Source organism: Vibrio sp. 10N.261.55.C5, assembly GCF_041470505.1.
GTDB lineage: Bacteria > Pseudomonadota > Gammaproteobacteria > Enterobacterales > Vibrionaceae > Vibrio > Vibrio crassostreae_C.
On the sequence record NZ_JBFRMS010000064.1, the window covers coordinates 1 to 18,533 of the forward strand.

18 protein-coding genes are annotated in these 18,533 nt (G+C 43.0%); 13 read left to right on the forward strand and 5 right to left on the reverse strand.

Annotated features, from left to right (window positions below; genetic code table 11):
• A partial coding sequence (locus AB4263_RS21180; protein ID WP_372098853.1) for an Ig-like domain repeat protein occupies positions 1-844 on the reverse strand: 844 nt, incomplete at its 3' end.
• A 421-nt stretch (positions 845-1,265) separates the two neighbouring features.
• Here AB4263_RS21180 and AB4263_RS21185 point away from each other — a divergent pair.
• A complete protein-coding gene (locus AB4263_RS21185; protein ID WP_372050663.1) occupies positions 1,266-2,072 on the forward strand; it encodes a hypothetical protein in 807 nt (268 codons plus the stop codon).
• A 76-nt stretch (positions 2,073-2,148) separates the two neighbouring features.
• On the opposite strand, the gene AB4263_RS21190 is transcribed toward AB4263_RS21185, so the two are convergent.
• Together AB4263_RS21190 and AB4263_RS21195 are read right to left on the reverse strand one after the other, a co-directional pair.
• On the reverse strand, positions 2,149-2,937 hold the full coding sequence (locus tag AB4263_RS21190) for a hypothetical protein (protein WP_372098854.1): 789 nt from the start codon (positions 2,935-2,937) through the stop codon (positions 2,149-2,151).
• 50 nt (positions 2,938-2,987) lie between these two features.
• A complete protein-coding gene (locus tag AB4263_RS21195; RefSeq protein ID WP_372098855.1) occupies positions 2,988-3,338 on the reverse strand; it encodes a hypothetical protein in 351 nt (116 codons plus the stop codon).
• 201 nt (positions 3,339-3,539) lie between these two features.
• Here AB4263_RS21195 and AB4263_RS21200 point away from each other — a divergent pair, with 201 nt between their 5' ends.
• From AB4263_RS21200 to AB4263_RS21225, 6 genes are all read left to right on the forward strand, one after another.
• Complete coding sequence (locus tag AB4263_RS21200; protein WP_086714935.1) at positions 3,540-4,049, forward strand: S26 family signal peptidase; 510 nt, start codon at positions 3,540-3,542, stop codon at positions 4,047-4,049.
• Complete coding sequence (locus AB4263_RS21205; RefSeq protein WP_136987065.1) at positions 4,036-5,616, forward strand: TrbC family F-type conjugative pilus assembly protein; 1,581 nt, start codon at positions 4,036-4,038, stop codon at positions 5,614-5,616. The genes AB4263_RS21200 and AB4263_RS21205 overlap by 14 nt, the downstream gene beginning before the upstream one ends.
• 16 nt (positions 5,617-5,632) lie before the next feature.
• Positions 5,633-5,860, forward strand: a complete 228-nt coding sequence (locus tag AB4263_RS21210; RefSeq protein WP_081230308.1) for a hypothetical protein — start codon at positions 5,633-5,635, stop codon at positions 5,858-5,860.
• Positions 5,861-5,872: 12 nt separating this feature from the next.
• Complete coding sequence (locus AB4263_RS21215; RefSeq protein WP_081230309.1) at positions 5,873-6,940, forward strand: TraU family protein; 1,068 nt, start codon at positions 5,873-5,875, stop codon at positions 6,938-6,940.
• 131 nt (positions 6,941-7,071) lie between these two features.
• Complete coding sequence (gene traN, locus AB4263_RS21220; protein ID WP_372098856.1) at positions 7,072-10,035, forward strand: conjugal transfer protein TraN; 2,964 nt, start codon at positions 7,072-7,074, stop codon at positions 10,033-10,035.
• Between the two features lie 25 nt (positions 10,036-10,060).
• Positions 10,061-10,330 (forward strand): hypothetical protein, encoded by a 270-nt coding sequence (locus tag AB4263_RS21225; protein WP_372098857.1) that lies wholly within the window; start codon positions 10,061-10,063, stop codon positions 10,328-10,330.
• A gap of 75 nt (positions 10,331-10,405) precedes the next feature.
• Here the strand turns inward: AB4263_RS21225 and AB4263_RS21230 are convergent, their stop codons facing one another.
• Together AB4263_RS21230 and AB4263_RS21235 are read right to left on the reverse strand one after the other, a co-directional pair.
• Entirely contained in the window at positions 10,406-10,573 is a 168-nt protein-coding gene (locus tag AB4263_RS21230; protein WP_165919345.1) for a hypothetical protein, read from the reverse strand.
• 11 nt (positions 10,574-10,584) lie between these two features.
• Positions 10,585-11,589: a hypothetical protein gene (locus AB4263_RS21235; RefSeq protein ID WP_372083462.1), complete on the reverse strand. Its 1,005-nt coding sequence runs from the start codon at positions 11,587-11,589 to the stop codon at positions 10,585-10,587.
• 275 nt (positions 11,590-11,864) lie between these two features.
• Between AB4263_RS21235 and AB4263_RS21240 the strand changes: the two genes are divergently transcribed.
• From AB4263_RS21240 to AB4263_RS21265, 6 genes are all read left to right on the forward strand, one after another.
• Positions 11,865-13,712: an ATP-dependent helicase gene (locus AB4263_RS21240; protein ID WP_102367669.1), complete on the forward strand. Its 1,848-nt coding sequence runs from the start codon at positions 11,865-11,867 to the stop codon at positions 13,710-13,712.
• 283 nt (positions 13,713-13,995) lie between these two features.
• The gene (locus AB4263_RS21245) at positions 13,996-14,943 is read left to right on the forward strand and encodes a single-stranded DNA-binding protein (RefSeq protein ID WP_372083463.1); all 948 of its coding nucleotides are present in this window, start codon (positions 13,996-13,998) and stop codon (positions 14,941-14,943) included.
• Between the two features lie 16 nt (positions 14,944-14,959).
• Positions 14,960-15,118 carry a hypothetical protein gene (locus AB4263_RS21250; RefSeq protein WP_154723760.1) on the forward strand — a complete coding sequence of 53 codons (159 nt, stop codon included), beginning with the start codon at positions 14,960-14,962 and terminating at the stop codon, positions 15,116-15,118.
• A gap of 60 nt (positions 15,119-15,178) precedes the next feature.
• On the forward strand, positions 15,179-16,264 hold the full coding sequence (locus AB4263_RS21255) for an AAA family ATPase (protein ID WP_372050651.1): 1,086 nt from the start codon (positions 15,179-15,181) through the stop codon (positions 16,262-16,264).
• A gap of 404 nt (positions 16,265-16,668) precedes the next feature.
• Positions 16,669-17,703, forward strand: coding sequence for a DUF3150 domain-containing protein (locus AB4263_RS21260; protein ID WP_372098858.1), 1,035 nt, complete (start codon positions 16,669-16,671; stop codon positions 17,701-17,703).
• 65 nt (positions 17,704-17,768) lie between these two features.
• The coding region (locus AB4263_RS21265) for a hypothetical protein (protein ID WP_372098859.1) at positions 17,769-18,533 on the forward strand (765 nt) is incomplete at its 3' end.

The window sequence follows — 18,533 nt, forward strand, 5'->3', positions numbered from 1 at the left end:
GACTTATGTTGCAAGCATCAGCCTCTAGTGTGTCCGTTCGTAACGAGTCCCAATACACATCTTGATAGGCGGTATAGGTGACATTACCGGCCTTGTCCGAAATCTTTGTTCGCGTTTGGAATCGATCAATCGCATTACCAACTGGGAATAGAGTAGAGTTCGCTGAAAGGTTTATTTCAGCAGATAGTTTTGACTCAGTGTAGGCAAGGCTGTTCGATTTATATGGAATACGATTGTCTTCGGCGTCGAAGGTGAAGGTTTCCATCTCAATGTTATCAATGCCCGATGTATCGGAGACATTTTTGACTTCAACGATGGTTGAGGTATAGGAACCCATTTGAGCTGATAAATACCAGCTTCCGGCAGGCAGCATTGAGTTTACATAGCCGCCATACATGTATTTTACTGACATATCATCAGAGGCTGGTGGCGTGACATCCCTAATGATGTTCGTGGTTTCTGAATTAACCACCTCTCCATCTAGTGACAGCGTTTGCGCCTGAACGGTAAAACTGCCTTCTGAGGGAATAGAAACGTTAAGTAATGAACCGAAATACTCACTATTGAATGGAGACTGTGAATCATTGACCGTGATCACGTTACCCGTGCTGTTGGTCACAGCAACGCCGTTCTGAAGAATATTGACTCGGATGCGACGATCTAATCCCGCACTAACATGAACCCCTAATTGGCCGACGTTATTAATTAACGTGGATTCGGCAGTGTTCGTTTTTACAAGCTTGGATATGCCGAGTGTATCGGTGAACTCGAACCCCTCGATTGCTGAATGCGCTAACCCAGAAGCGGTAAGACAAATTGAAAGAAAACATAATCGAAATTTCATACTTGACCTATTTAAATCAAAGTGAATTAGATTGATGTTATCAAGAGTGACTTAACAGGAATTCAAATAAAGGAAGAAATTACGGTGATTGATTGACGATGGTGCTTTGAAAAAAGAAAAGGGCTCGTAATGAGCCCATTCTCGCTCTTGAAACCCCTTCCAAGAGACTTGTGCTCGCAAGACCTCTCCTGCAAGACTTCAATCCGAGGATTGACCTTCTGGAACCCCTTCCAGACGGATTTGTATGGAGGAACTAAGAATAAACTTATGTCATTCACTCGTTCAAAATTAGTATACACCAGAAAGATTGGTTGTTTAGCAAAAGAAACTTAATTAATAAGTAAAAATCGCCTCTCTATTTGAGAAAAGATGAAGACCGTCTAAATACAATGCTCTGAGTGTTATCAAAAAGGACGATACAATGAATAAATCCCGTTACCCCCTTTATGGTCTAATTGCGAGTGTCTTCATCATTGCAGGTTGTTCGAGCGAGCCGGAAAATGCTGCGTATTGTCCACCAATGAAAACTAATTATGGCGCCGTGCATGGACATGAAAATGAGAGTGAATATTTCAAGGCAGCAACACCACTGTCATTGAATGAATTCAATCGCAAGTCATACGAAGCGCCTATCATCGATGGTGAAGTTCATTTGACCGACCCTAAGCGTATATCCAGTCGATACGTATTGATGAGCCTCAATCATGGGAAGGAGTCCTTGTATGTCATCAGGCACGCCGCGATGGACTACTCAAGGTTAAGTGGGTACGACTATGCCTTCTTAGCCGAGCATAAAGACAACGCAACCGTAGTAACGAGTGGAGAAAAGGTGACAGTCATTGCGTCATCTGGACAACCCAACTCATTTCACTACATCGAAGCTCCCATTTACAAAGAAGGGTATGAAGGACGGCGCGAATGGAAAACTCAAACGTTTCCACATGGGGTGACAAATCAATTTGATGAACTGTATATCGACACGGCCATTTCCATAGATAACAAACCCTACGTTCTCGGTTTTACTAAAACAAAGACAAGTTCAGGTGAACGAATAGGCGTTGTGCTATTTGATTTGACAACTAAAGGGTCATACAAGCACACAAGGTTGCTTGAATATAAGGGGAAGAAAGAACTACCTGGGAACGCGATGTACGTGTATCAACATGATAACGTCGTGATGGTCAGCGTGTTTGATAAAACGTTTAAGATCACCCATTCAGACTCGTGAAGGTAAGTGACCGATTGTTATTACTACTTCCGCAGAAGCTCCAATGTGGAGCTTTTGTGCGTTTAGACAGTCGATATTATGCTTTATCTCTTATCTCCTTTCTGTTTTGTGAAATGTACATTCCACACATATTGGAAATTGAGTTCATCACAGTATTGGAATCTATTCCCGGAAAATTTTTGCAGTAAATCTCTAGGGCCATTAATCCAATATGCATGCTTTGTGGCAGATTGACTGGTACGGCTCTGATCGGTTTGTCTTTCTGACCTACTTGAAAAAAGACTTTTGAACCTTGGTGCTCTACGCCAAAGAATTTCGATGATTTCTCACCTCCCACACCATGATTACCGAAATAAATCTTTTCGTAAAAGCCGAAACATACCCCGATGAACAATGGCAGTTCGATGTCTGTGAGTTGAATCGCGACCTTATCTTTCCAATTGAAAGAGCGGTCACCTGAATTATTACTAATGGCAGCTTCTAAACGAATGGTATAGAAAATATTTTGTTCGCCATTTTCATCAACAATACCCTGTTGGCTAGACTTTAATTTTTCGTCAGGCTTCACTTCCAAAGCAGCTTTACCGCCATGAACTTTATAACTATGAGCTCGTATTTGGCGCATTGAATTCGGATCAGGTTCTTGGTTATTTGCTTTAAATGGGTTCGGCTTTAGTCCTGCATTTTGCGGGTTATTCGCTGGTGGTGTAGCTTTAGAAAACGCTTGGTTGTTTTGAGGTTGCTCGGGGTGCGCCGATCTTTGTTGATTTACAGGGACCGAATGTAGATTCGCACTTGATGGCGCATTGTTGTTTTGTGGTTTCTGAATTGGTCGATTGCTAGGCGAAAATGTTTGAGTGTTCATAAAAGTAGTCCCTGAATGAAATTTCACAGGGTTATACAACTTACAGCTGACTATTTAGCCATTGGTGAACTTTGTTCTATGTATTTTTCGATATCCGATAGCAATTGTTTTGTATGGACGCATAAGCGGTAGTAAACGGTGGGGGACTCATCAGCATAGGGGCTTAAAAACGTATCTGCTGAGTATCCGGTATTTTGATAGTAAGCACTACGTATGCCTTCAGTCAGAATGCGCAGAGGGATGACAGGGTAAGGGTCAATCAATGTTTGGTTGGCTTCTAATGACGACTGTAGAGCGAGTTCAGATTGCAACAGTGCTTGCTTTAATACGGCTGTTAAGTCGACCAGAGCGTTATGGGTTAAGGTTGAGTCAATCAACGTTAAAGAGTTTGTGTTTTTCATACCATCGAGTGTCTTTGATGCGTTCGATTTCATATATTAGCATTTCTTGATGTGTTGTACTTATCATTCCCAATTTTTTTAAAAGCACAGCAAATAGATCAAATAGTCATCAATATTTGGCTGCCTATTTGGATTTTATGACTAAATAAAGTGTGAAGATTACGTATATCCAGTTTATCAATGTTTCGATAATGGCGGCGTATGAACATTACACAGTACACATATATCAAAATATTCGGCACGCTCGTTGGCTTAGTGTTGGCCGTATTGTTACTTAGTGGTCGGTATCAGATTTCATTGGTCCCAACAGCATTGGGTTGTTTACCTATCAAGGCCGCTGTCATCGACTCTAAGAATCATTTCCCCAAGCGTGGGCAACTCATGTCCTTCCTGTCGCTTAACGCACAACCTTATTTCGCACATGGCACCAATTTCTTGAAAATAGCAGCTGGTGTTGCTGGCGATACCGTGACCTTTGACTTGGATGGAGTCACCGTGACCACCAAAGATGGGGAGGTCATTCGTTATGCGGCTGATGCTCGTCGAATGATTAATTATGCCCAAATCGACTTCGATACCCTCAATAAAACTTTCGTTGTCCCTGAAGGTCAATATTTCGCTCTTGGCACGCTACCTACCTCTTTTGATTCAAGATACTGGGGTTTAGTTGAACACTCTCAAATTATCGGAGTTGGCTATGCATTTCTCTAAGGCACACAACGTCTTGTTACTAACTTCATTCATTGCGACTTACGCGTTGGCTAACGGACAACTCACTCAAGAAGATCTGGACAATGTACAACGAAGTAACGACATCATATCCAACGCCCATGAAGTTGAAGGTACTCAAGCAGTTTTAGATGCAAGTAACTTGAACCCTAAAATGATGAAAGAACTGAAACAAATGGCGGATCACGCCAAGTTGTTGAACAGTACTATTTCTGACCAATCGGACTCTCTTATCGAATATCGCAAGGACGATACGCCAGATATCAATTTCAGAGCCCTTCAAGATGTTATCGATGATAACCAAACTCAGTATCAAGCCAATTCCATTGTCAATGAAGGACAACCAAAACCCTTAGCATTCGATCCCTCCACATTGACAATTGATAATCTCGATTCGATAAGCATTGAGCAGCCTAACCCTTCGTCTCCAAGTCAAAAAGTAGACAACAAATACGACGATGAAGAAGCGAACACTGTTTTTTGGATATTCGTGTCGAGTTCAATGCCTGATCACCAAATGAAAGAGGTGCTAGAGCTCGCTGCAGAGTGGGGAGGCCGTGTTGTGTTTAACGGCTTACGACCTGGCGACGTGGGCGTACCAGATATGATTAAAGGTTTGTGGCAATTAAAGGTCAAACTGGCTAATGCTCAAGATGACATACGCACGCATGCCGAGAACCCAGACAAACTGAAACGAATCAATAAAGCCGCTGTTTACATGGATCCAATGGCATTCGAGCGTTTCAACATTGAACAAGTTCCAACGATGGTTTATGAGCGCAAATTATCCGATAACACAAAACTCGTCGGGAAAGTGAAAGGTCTAATCAGCGCAAGCTACTTACAGAACGAGACGGAAAGCGCGGCAGCAAACCCTGATTATGACGGCTCCGAGGTATTCCTTGGTGAAATGGGGTCCATATTTCCTATCGCAGAAAAAAGCTTCATTGAAGAGTCAAAAAATAGAATGAGGGCCGTGGATTGGGAAACGGAACAAAAACAAGCAATAGCACGCCACTGGCATAACCGCAGTTTTCATACTCTTCCACCAGCCGCGAAAGACCGTGAGTTCGACTTTGACCCAACAGTAATAGCCACTGCTGATGTGAAAGCGGTGAATGGTCTTATTCTGGCCAAGAAAGGAGAGTTAATAAATCCCCTCAAGCCGCTTAAAAACCACGACATAGTACCTGCACATTTAACCATGTTTATCTTTGATGCGACCGACGAACAGGAAGTGGAGTTTGTAAAGTACATGTCTCTCAATGAATCTCGCGGGAAAGTGAAACTCATTTCTACACGTATCGACAAGGATAGGGGGTTTGACCACATATCTGAGTTAAATAAGAAGTTCACCTATGACGTGACCATCCTGACTAAAGAAGTCATCGATCGATTTGATTTGGAAGTGACCCCGACTCGGTTAATTAGTACCGATGAGGGTATGTTCCAGATAAATGAGTATTCAGCGCAAACAGTCACTCAGGTCAACCTACAAGTAGCTGACGGTGGCCAACCTACACCGTTCAATCAATCCAAAACAAACTAGTTAAGGAAAACACAACATGATTAAGAATCTCGTACTTATTGGTTTCGGCGTCGCTCTCGGTGTGTGGTTGGCTGATACACAGCCCAATCTAGCCAACTCTGTGAGGGACATTACTGAATCAAGCATTGATGCTGCAGATCAGCTAATGAAAGATAACCCAAACTTCTCGAATTCCGTGAACAACATTAAAGAACAAGGTATTGACGCTGCTGGTGTTGTGATAGAGCAAGTGAATAAGAACTAAAGGGAGGAACATATGATTAGGTTCTTTTTGATTGGTTTGATGTCCACAATGATAAGCATGGCGAGCTTATATTCTGTGGCTGCGGATAACGACAAAGCAGGCGACTTATGTCCCGATGCCAACATCTTGAGTACAGTCATCGACGGTATGTGTTGGAGCTGTTTACTTCCAATTCGACTAGCCGGTATTGGTGGGGACGCGCCTAAAGGTGCCGCTTCGAGCAAGCCTTTTTGCATGTGTGCTGATGAGCTAGGTGTCCCTGAATGGGGTATACCGCTCGGATTCTTCCAACCATCAAGGATCGTATCTTTTTCACCAACGCCATACTGCATGCCTTCATTCGGTGTTCGTTTGGCAGACGATAATACCCGTGCTGGACAAGGCCGAACAGAAACAGCGATTGACGATACAGAAACTTCTTTTTTTCACTATAAATATTGGGTTTACCCAGTAATGCAAATGATTGAAATGTTTGCCAATGCGGATTGTACCTATGATGGGGCGACAACATTGGATTTGGCGTACTTTTCCGAAGCCGACCCGTTGTATCAAGATGATTTGTTGGCGTTCGTGATGTTTCCGGAAACCGTTATCTTTTCGAACCCAATAGCGACGTCTATCTGTACAGCCGATTGCGCTCAAATACTGGCTGGTGGAGAGGTGGTTGAAAACTATTTTTGTGCTGGGTGTTCAGGGAACCTTTACCCAATGACTGGTAATAATCAGTACAGTGACGATCCGGTACGTGGCACTTCGTTGTTAACCACGCGTTTGATGGCCACTCTACACCGACGTGGGCAAGCACAGCTGACAATGGGTAATCATATGATTCAAGACAGTTGTGAACCGAACTACGCGCCAATGTTGCCAAAAACACAATATCGTTCATCCATGCTTTACCCAGTAAGAGAGGCGAGCTCGCAACCTAAAGGTGGGGGAGGATCTTCAATTCCACTATCAACAGGTTGTTGTCATAAACTCGGTGACAGCGTTCTTAAGTGGGGGAACGGGCGATTGGTCCCTGGTCGGGAAGCGTTCGTTTATCTTTTGTATTCTTGGAATGATTGCTGCTTAAGGTAACTTTAGAGAGCCACCCTAACGGGTGGTTTTTTGTATTCGTTTAACAAAAACTCAAAATGCCCTCGCTATTTGAAATTTTTTAAGTGTTACGGGATTAACCTGATCTTGTTTTGAGAAAAAGGCAGGGCGTTATGTTTAATCGAATACTGACTCACTTTAGCTTGTTCGCGTTTCTGGTTCAGATCTTTCATGTTTCTTTTATCGGTGTGCTGTATGCATCTACCTCAAAGGTGACCTACGCACAGGATATGTCACTTGATGAGATATACGGAAACTTTCAAACACCTACTTACAGCGGTGGTAATGCTACTGTAGGTGGTAACTCGCTAGGCAACTCAGAATTGTTTGGATTGGATGTTGAGCGTGTTGGTTCAGAAGGGCAATTCGACGCTTACCAAGCCTATCAAAATGAAAACAAACTCAGAGATTCAGGGCAAGGTGTCTCTGATAGATTTTCTAGCAACACAGTTGGCAGTGAGTCAGATTATGACGCTAAGGCATACAACACCTTAAAACTGAACTATAACGACAATTACCAAAAGCTAGAGTCCGATGACGCTATCATGGTCGATGCTGACAACATCTTTAAAGACTTAGCCAATAACCTCGAAGATTCAGATTCTGACTTTTATAGTGCCTGCACCACTGAAACAAACACGTATTCAGTAAACAGGGAGTATGTCGGAAAAGTGCAAAATGAATGCATGGAACCCGATCGTTCGAACTTAATGAAGTGTGAACTGACGCGACACACAACTTACCCTTTGAAAAAGCGTTCGGGGAGTGGTGATGTAGAAATTCTGGATTCTCATACCTTCAGGTTGACGGTAGGTGACCCTACAAATAACGGCACAAATGACCACGGAATGGGGTGTTACCACAAAATTAACTTTGTTGAATTTGAACTCGAAGACGATGTGCGTATCAGCTCCGTGACCTTTGAACGCGTGTGGGTGGATGATGTCATCCAGTTTACTCTTAATGACGAAATCGTTTATCAATACGTTCCTACCAAGTCGTATTGGTTTGGCAATAGCGGTTCTACATACCCTGATTATGATGAAAACGGCAATTGGGCGCACCCATATGTAGACGAAACTGGCTTTCCATACCAGCATACCAATTGTGAATTCAGCTCTAGCCGAGTCTTTACAACGAATACCAATATAACAGGCCAATTTGAAGCCGCTCGCGCTTCTAATCGCGGTATTGTCAAATTCAAAATGCGCCTCGGTGTTGGTGGTGGAGGGGAAGGTAAAGCCACCATCCTAGTTCGTACCGTGGATCCAATCGACCCACGAGAATTCATAGAACAATCGCCTGTAGGTTGTGCTGCTGAACTTGGGTGGATTCAAGACCCTTCGACGTGTGATGTGTTTGGTAGCGAAGGCGATCAGATCTACATTAATCCAGACTGTAGTAATCCACTGAATCAGAGTGGTGGACAACAAGGCATGATGTGTAGCTACGGAGGATGGGAATGTGTGGAATCCGAAGCGGCGCATATCGATGATTATGATCAGTTCTTAATCGGTTTGCCTATTAACGTGCCTCGTCCGGGCCAAACGAGCGATGGTAAAGCGTGTTTAAAGGCCAATGCTGTCAACTACGAATGCAATCCTTTACCGAACCAACAGATTTGTGGTCAACCATACTGGCCAGAAAGCAATGAGAGGGTTTGCACTTCTTTCACTGAATTTAACGCCAATATTCCGGATCGCTGTGAGCCTTACAGAAATAATGCCGATTGTGCGTTAATTGAACAAAACCCAGCCTTTGTTGACCCTATAACGGGGCGAGCTTACGTCCAAGAGTCAGTCTACGAATGTAACACTTATACAAACGGAAACTATTCGTACACGATGGAGGAAGACATTTGCACGGGTGAAATGCAGTGTGTGGGTGGAGATTGCCGTTATTCAGAGCTTGAAATGAATGATGACTTTGCGGAAGCAATGGCGACGTTCAAGATGCTGGAAGACATTAAATCGAATATGGAATGTGAAAATCCAGATGATGTCTCCACCTGTAAAGTCTTCAATGGTGAAGTGTCATATTGCGGTATCGAGCAGACAGGGCTTGGTTTTAACTGCTGCACGCTATCCGCAGGACAAACCAATATCTTCGATTACATCAAAGGCGTCTATCATCACTATGCGATGGAACAATCTCTGGCTGGGTTGGCAAGCTCTGGTGCCGGATTCGGTTCCTGGGCATCTAGTTACCCAACTCCTGTTACCAATACCGTAACTTATGTGACCGATGCTGTGAGCGCTGGTTGGGATTTTGCTGTACGTAACATCACGGGTGAAGTCGGGGAGGCCGCAGCTGAGGCCGCAACAGAGAGTTTGCTCGATGAAATTAAAGGTGAATTGATGAAAAAGGTCGCAGACCTGCTGCCTGATGCAATCCGAGATGCGATCTTTGATACTGTGACGGAGGGAACCGGTTCGACTGCTACTACTACAGTGTCACTCAACCCAGCTGTCTCTGGCGCATTTGCAACTATTATGGCCGTTTATGCTGCCTATCAACTGATTAAGTTGGGTGCAATGATGATTTCGGAATGTGACGACCTCGAAATGGGCATGGGTATGAAGCTTGACCAACAACAATGTATATATGCCTCTACCAGTTGCCATAAAGATACCCCTTTCGGCTGTCTGATAAAACGGAAGCACTATTGCTGCTACCCAAGTCCATTGGGGCGTATCATCATGGAGCAGGCTGCGCCTCAACTGAATATCAGCCTAGATCCTAGAAATGGACAATGTTCTGGTATGACGCTTGAACAAGTCAGTGAGTTGGATTGGGACGCCATAGATTTAACCGAATGGGAAAACTTGATCATGGCCTCTGGGTTAGCCGTTGAACATGATGACTTAAATATCGATACACTGTCGAGCCAAGCTTGGATGCCGAACAATGATGATGCATTGAATCCTGTGGACCTTAACCAAGCGCGATTCGAGTCAACTGACGCTGATGCAAACTTGAAAGAAACGCATGATGCGGCAATGCCTGGTAACTTAGATTGCTCGGTTTACCCTAGACCACCAGTGTGTGACTCTCCGTTATCGATTTTGGACGACTAGATTTCATTTATAAAGGACAAATGGCATGAATCAACTCAATGAATTACAAGCTGGGTTAGCAGTACTACAAAGTCACTGTACAAGGGGTAAAGTTATCGTGGTGGCGAATACAGGGGGAACGGGTATCAACGTTACCCTTCGTGCGCCAAAGAGTGAACAAAATGGTCTACTTGAGAAATTACGTTCTGTCGCCCCATTCCAAGGCAAAGAACAGCTGATTTCTCTGTGGGTCGATGACCTTAATTTCTATGAGTGCCGCCTAGAGAAGTACATGGCGTATATCACGGATAACTAACCATCAATGATACTGCTGACTTCGAAACATGAAAAAGGGCTTACAATGTAAGCCCTTTGTATTCATATTGACTATTTAGCTGTCTGCTTCTAGTTGCTCAACACGACTGATTTCGTCGTCGCACGAGATAGCGGTTATTTCAACATCTTCATACTTCGAATCCGCGCAGAACGCTTGTGTCAACTTCTTGGGTAAGGACGCCCCCTCTTTAAACTTAAAAACCACTGTCATGAATTGTTCCATATTCGGGCTCCTTACTGCGTAGAAACTTTCGTATGCGAGTTTTTGTCTTTAGCTCGCTCAAGAATCTCAGTGACCGTCGAGTGATATTCTGACAAACTTTGACTGAATTGCTGTCCATCAACCGGCTTAACGAAATAGTACACCGTGTCATTGTTACGCACTGCATTGATGTTAGGAATGTACTGAGAATCAGCGATATATTCCTTCATCGGTAAACTCATAAAAGTAGCGGTCGGGAGCTTAATAGAAGGGCTGGTGGATAAGCCATTGGCATTTACAAAGCCTGTTGTTTCAGCGTCGCTGTATTGCATGTGTGCTATCAGGCTACTGTAATAAGTAAATCTGACCGCGATGACATTTGTATCTGGGATCTGCTTTTTAAGGTCAGCATCGAACACGTCTGTACTGAAAGGTTCCGAAATAGACCGTACACCGACTCTCGTCCCTAAGAAGGCAGTGTCCACTCCTCTGAAATATATCGCTGCGTGGGAGTCCACGTTTGAATCAAGTGGATACCCTTCAACACAAAGGCTTTCACCACCATTGTATCTTTCATCGTAAAACTTCGAATCTGGCGACAATGGTTTTTTGGTAAAGGATTGAAGTGTGTCGAATGAAGGAACCATTACCTCATCCATTTTAGACATGACAACCTTACACATTTCATACTCGTCTAAGCCACTATAAGTATCAGCATCCAAGTACATAACTAGGTTTCTTCGATCCCAACCGTACTTTTGATCCGCTAGGATGGCCAATCCGAAACCCGTTGCCATAGAGCCCAATGGTAGCCCTAATAACGTAGACCCCACATAGCCACCGATTCCCACATCCGAAATTGCACCTTTAGGTAAGGTTTGGTCTTCGATGATCGTTCCACTTCCTGCTGAACGGGTAACTTGGAGCGCGATACTTGATGTGCCTAATTCCGGTACTTCGTATTTTGCACTATTGGACGCACATGCATTCAAGAGTAAAGCGGCGGTAATGACTGATGCTGTTTTGAATAGGTCCATAATTCTGTCTTCCTTAGCCAAGTGAAACTGTATGAGTATTTATTAAATCTACTTACATTTATACATCATGAGCCGAAAAATACACAAAACCAGCCAATGAAAACGGGGGAAAACGGGGGGAAATGGGGGGAAGCTTCGGATTATTTTCAAAATTAGTGACGGATGTCGAAACGATGTAACAAAGTGAATTTCCTTCGTTAATTGAACTTTGTAGCTAAATAATCTCCTACTCTGATGTACATATTCAAATCCATGAAGCAGTACGAGTCACGTATATGTTAAATCCAGATCAACATCTTTGCGTTAATGCGGAAGGCCATATCATGGTTGTTGCATTGCCCGGTTCAGGTAAAACTGAAGTGTCAGTGCGTTATGCTGAACGGGTACTTACCGATTCTGAGCAACACGCAATTGCCATGCTGACGTTCACAGATGCAGCGGCTACCAACTTAAAACGTAGGCTTAAGTCGACAATGCCAAGAAGTCAGACTCTTCGTGTATTTCCAAGTACTTTTCATTCTATGGCTGTGCAGCTTTGGCGTCAGACGAACTCATATAAAACGATTGTTATGGGTGGACACTTAAACATCTATATTGAGCGAGCGATGCGTGCTTGTCATGTGGCGATGAGTTATGAGGAAGCAGAGAAAACGATAAGTACGATCGGACAGTATTTAACTATACCTCGCTCAGAATTCTCATCTATCAAACTGAAACTTTTTGCAGCTTATGAAAGCATCATGCGAAAAGAGGGCAAAGTCGACCTAAATCAGATATCTCGCGACGTTATTCATGGTCTGCGAGATGGAACAATTCGACCACTGTCAGAAACTTTAGGCGTTACTCACATATGTGCTGATGAGTTTCAGGATTCCGACGATCTCCAATATATGTTTCTTTACGAGCACGCTAAACGAGGTTGTTGCATCATGGTTGTTGGAGACGATGACCAATCAATCTATGCCTTTCGAAATGCAAGAGGGGTCGATAACTTCCGTAACATGCAAGCTGATCTAAACGCGAAAGCCTACAGCTTAAAAATTTGTTATCGATGTCCACCAGCAATACTGAATGTGGCCAACAACTTAATTCAACACAATGTAGAACGAATTCCCAAAGAATTAAGGTCACACGTAGAGGAGGGCGGTGTTGTCGATTGTCATGGTTTTAAGGATGAAGACCATCAAGTTGAAAGTGTTGTTGAAGGTATCCTTGCCGATCAAGGCGGGTGGGCGGTACTGGCTAGAACCAATAAAGAAATCGATACAGTTGAGCTGGAGTTGTCCAAACATAAAGTGAAAGTTAAGCGCCTCGGCGGTAAGAGCTTCTTTGAGTCAGCCGATGTAATTTGTTATATCAAGTTGATGTGGATGCTGACACACCGTAACAGTCGGTATCTACAAGATTTCTTGGCTTACATGCATGAAGATGAGGTGATGATTGATATGGCGAAAAGTGCTAAATCAAATGGAATCGACTTTATTGGGACGGTAACCACCTTAACCCAAAGCCAATCATTGCTAATCCACACCCAATCAATTTTTGAAATGTTCATGCATGAAGGTGTCCCAAAAGAGCCAAGCAAAACGGTCAACGCCGAGTATCAACGAAAGATCATTTCAATGGTGATGGCGCAACGAAATATGAACTCTCCTGCGGCTCTTGGAGCGATGGCTGACATCCTAACCAAAACAGCTGCGTCACTTGGCAGTTTGGCTAAGGCCGCAGATCAGTTTCATGACCGGATAACCAAAATAAACGCTAAAAAGGCTGAAAAGATTGGTACAGATGAGGTAGTGATCGCTACGTTGCATGGCTCTAAAGGACTAGAGTTTCCGAAAGTCGCGATATTGAGCTGTCAAGATGAAAGAATTCCGCAACCAGATAAAGATGGTTTAGGCGAAAAGCATTGGGAGGAAGAGCGTCGCTTGTTGTATGTGGGGATAACAAGAGCTGAGAAGTACTTGCGACTGTGTTTCTTCAAAGAGCAGTTGTCATTTTTGAGAGAGGCGGTTCCAGATCGAATTGAGTTGGCCGTACAACAGCGAAATGAAGAGCCAGATTCGGCAGCTCAGGCAGAAAAACTGCAACAGCTAAAAAATGAGTTTTTGAACGCTTCTTAGCTTACGGAAAAGTTAAACACTAAAAAAGCTGCGCTTAATTTACAAAAGTCTCCCGTTCTTGGGGTTTACTATAGGTGATTTACCCGAGAAATTTTTTCACTTTTTTAAAGTGATACTTTTCTCCCTTAGTTGGAGAGCTAATAGCAATTCTCCCATAGATTTATTCTATGTCCCCAGTGACTTTTTTAAGTCATAAACCTGACCCTAAAGTGGGCTATAGATATCCCACTAGGGGATTACTCTATCTATAGTTCCACGTTATTTTATTAATGAGGAATTAATTATGAAACCTTTCCGTTCAAACAATGGCCTTATCGCATTCGTAGTTACTGGTTCTCAAATTGAGAATGGCAACACGACCATCTGGGCCGATCAAGTTACCTCTTGGGTAGACGGTCAAAACCAAATGCAGTCACGTACTAACCAGATTCAACTTTTTGCCCATGGGCAATTAGAGTTTCCAGTCGGTGTTGGTTATGTGTGTAAAGTATCTCTTAAGACGTGTAAATTCACTGGTAACAATAACAGCGAACTTACGCATACTTATTATGAACTTCATAATGTGTTAGGCGAAATTGATGGCAATTCTGTTAATCAATTTGGACTACCTTCATTGTGTAACTTTACGCTTGGCGGCAATGTTGGTTCGATTGAACAGAAAAATGCAAATGGCAGTACTTGGTACAATGTTTCAATTGCATTAACTCGTTCATTTAAAGATGAGCAACAAAATTGGCAAGATGAAACCCACTGGGCTCGCCTGTCAATTTCACAAAAAACTTTTGATCAGAACTTCAAACAAGGTTTAGACAAAGGTGATTCTTTAATGGTCGAAACTGAACTCTCTACTAACGATTACACCGACAAAAACGGCAATAATGTCACTGGACATGAATTCCGCGTTAGTCGTGTTCTTGGTATGGTTAAGAAGTTCGAACTTCAAAGCTTAAAAGCTGCGAATCAAGCCCCACAAAACAATGGATCTGCGTACAACAACGCACCACAGCAAAACGCTCCACAGCAAAATGCTCCTGCGTATAACAACGCACCGCAGCAAAATGCTCCTGCGTACAATAACGCTCCACAGAATGGTCCAGCGTATAATGCTCTACAGCAGAATGCTCCACAGCAGAATGCCAATAATGCACAACAACCTGACTCTACACAGCGTCAATTCCGCCCACAAGCAGGCAACGGAAATTTCCGTCAGCGTGCTTATAACCAGCAATAATTCGAGGTACGCGGATATGAATTTTTCTCACCAGAAAAATGTATCTGCAGCACGAAAAAGGCGCGCTCTGCGCCTTCTTCGAAAGGCTCAGGTACTGAATAACCCCAAACTTCTTCATAAAGCAGAAATGCTACTTGAAGATGCTAATAAAGCTTTCTTTCTCAAGACAGCTTAACCCCTTAATTAACTACCCATATTAATTTAACCCCACACTTTATTCCTGGAGGAATTAACTATGTCTAATGCTAACCCTGTGACTACTGTAGACACGAATAACCAACCAACTTCTACTGTTGAAGAAATTGATTATTCAGAGATGATTACTGTTCGTATGGCCGACGTGTTCAAACCGTTTGTCCCAGCAGCAGTAACGGCAGTTATTCAGATCCCTAAACACCGTCATCCAGATGTACCTCGCGAAATCGCAGGTTATATTCCAGATGAAAAACAACTTTCCCAAGTTATATCTTGGTTTTGCTCACCTCAACGACCTAACTTCATGCATATGGTTGGTCCTACGGGGTCTGGTAAAACTGATTTCATGCTTTGGCTTTGTGCTCGCCTTAATTGGCCAACTGTGCTGGTGTCTGTTAACCCGACATTACGCCCTGAGAAGATGCAAGGCCGCTGGGTGTTGTCAAACGGTCAAACGGAATATGTTTATGGACCTATCGCTGACGCTATGAAACACGGAAAATGTGTTTTGCTTGATGAATGTGATAAAGGGTCTTTAGATTTTATTGCCAAACTTCACCTTCCTTCTGAGATGACGAAACCTTGGTCTATTGAAGACACAGGAGAAATCATCTATCCACACCAGAACTATCGTTTTGTAACGTTAGGTAATACTTCTGGAGAAGGGGACATTTCTGGTTTGTATCCATCGTCTCGACGTTGGGATACGGCTTTTCGAAATCGTTCATTCGTTGTGCCTTTTCCGTATTTACGCACGGAAGTAGAAGAGAAAGTGGTAATTGGTAAATTTCCGTTCTTACTCGACCACAAGAAGTTACTTAAGAAGTTAATCCAGTTTGCTAATGCTATGCGTGATGCAATGTTAGGTCCTAATCGAGATCGAACAACCAAATCTGGTATTGGAACGGCTTTTTCAACTCGTGTGGTTTTGTCTTGGTGCTACTACATTCAAATTAATGGTGATAGAGCTCCACTGCGTGCTTCGTTTAATAATGTATTTTGGAATGGCTGCGACACTCGTGACAAAGCTGATATCGAAAAGATTATTGATCAAGTGTTCAAAGATAAGAATGGTCATATTCTCGATCAACCGTATACCTGGTTGAAAGAGCAATCAAAAAAGTAACAAGCAATGATTCAGAGTGTGATGATGCTGATTTGCCAAGATCGGATTTAGACGGTCTAGATATCAGTACAATCAAGTTCAAAATGTATCATTGCAATGACAATGGAAGTAATAAGCTTTGGGGATATACGTGCCTTGGTGCCGACACACTGGTTGTTTACGGAGCCAAAGGCCAAAAGCTTAACTTCTATCGTAAAACCCATCAGTCTGAGTTACTAGCGCGTAACTACATCGACAAAAAAGTTAAAGAGAAAATGAAGAAGCAATATCAGTTTACACAGATTAATTGTTTCAGCAAAAACGAACTTAGGTTCGCTACTCCTTAACAAACCTACCTAACCCCTTCAGGGACTAGATTCCCTGACCGGGATCAGTCCCTCCAATTTTTATTCCTTGGAGGAATTATGAAAGACATCAACGATACCCAAACTCTCGATATCGATACAGTAGCTCAAAATCAACTTGACCAAGTGGCTCAACAAGATGGCGAATTTGCTAATCGACTCGAAAATGGGCTTGTGATTATCGATGTAACTACTTCTGGCCGTGATGGAGAGAAAACGTTAGCGAATGCTAAAACTCTCTTAGACGAAAAGGAAGTGAATTCAAAGATTGCTCGTAAAGCCCGTATTGAGTGGTTTCCTCGTTCTGAGTTGCAGTTTAAGAACACATTGGAGACTAAGGCACGCCGCGCTATTGCAGCCCGAGGTGTCCGATATGGACGCGTTACCGCGATTCCAGTTGATGAACTTGACTCTCTAATCGTTGAACTCAAGGCAATTCAAGCTGAGTTTTATTCAGAAGTCGCTGACCGTGATAATCGCTATGACACCATAGTTGAAGAACACAAGAAAGCTAACCCTGATATGGCTGAAATTATTGAGTCATTGAAGACCCCTAAAGATGATTTCTTTAGACGTTTTCAATTCAACGTGTTGCCGCCGATGGCCTTCAAACCTTATTTCAATGATGACCAACAGGAAGCTGTTGATTACATCGTGGAAGGGATTTTGGATAACGTCGCGGAGCAAGCTGTTGTTGTTTATGAAAAAATTATTGGTAAAAGTTCAATGATTCAGCGAACTTTCAAGCCAATAAGAGCTATTCGTGATTACGTTTACTCAATGTCATTCCAACACACTGTGTTTGACCGATTGGTTGATGAACTTGATGAAGCGTTCGATACCTTACCCAAAACTGGGAACATCGAAGGCTCTGATATGACCTACGCGGTTAAATTGGTACATAACCTTACAGAACGTGGCTCCATCTTAAATGGCATTGTGCCGGTGATGGAAGTCGCAGATGAATCTGAACCGAGAATTATTGACGCGATTAAGGACTCAGTAGTTTCTACTGATACTGACAGCGGCAATAGTACTCCTACCTATGAAGAAGTCACTGGCGAAACGTCAACAACCGGCTTCTGGTTCGGCTAACCCCACCTACCTAACCTAATGAGCTCCCTTTGGGAGCTCTATCCTATTTTTTGGAGGAACACCTTATGGCTTCAATTCAAGAAGTTCAAAACACAATGCGAGTTATTACAGATATTCACGCACGATTTGACGTAAATATCTATTTTGACCGTCGAACTTGCTACACGAATGGCAGAGATATTTACATCAATGCTGGTGACCCCTCTGATGAAGTTTGGTCACGACTCGTTGAAGCAAAAATTACTCATGAAGCTGGTGGTCATTTACGATTCAGTGACTTCTCAGTCTTCGAGAAACACCTCAAGGGTAAATCAAGCACGTTCTTATCAATCAACAATATCATTGAAGATTGTCGCGTAGAGACTGCTTGTATGAAGGAGTTTTCTGGTGCCTACTGGGTATTTCAGAAAATGACTTATGACTTGCTCGAAGAGGGTTATTTTCAGGAACCAATAATAAGTGACGGCCCCGCTGGGTTGTTATTTGCTTGGTTATTGTATTCTGGTCGTGGTATTGCAATTGAGGGGCAATCTCACCTAAAGAAACTTGGTGATGATGCTCGACATCTACTGATGAAATTAGGCACTCCAAACTCTCCAATTTTTGATGAAATTGAAAAGCGGATGATTAATTGGGGTAAATTACCTTCAACAGTGGCTGCTATAGATGAAACCATCGAGGTTATGCTTTTATTAAAGCGTCTTTCTAAAGAGCAACCGCAACCACCACAGCAACAACAATCGGCTAATCAGAATTCAGATTCAGACGATGATTCAGATGGTCAGGGCTCCGGTTCAGATTCAGACGATGATTCAGATGGTCAGGGCTCC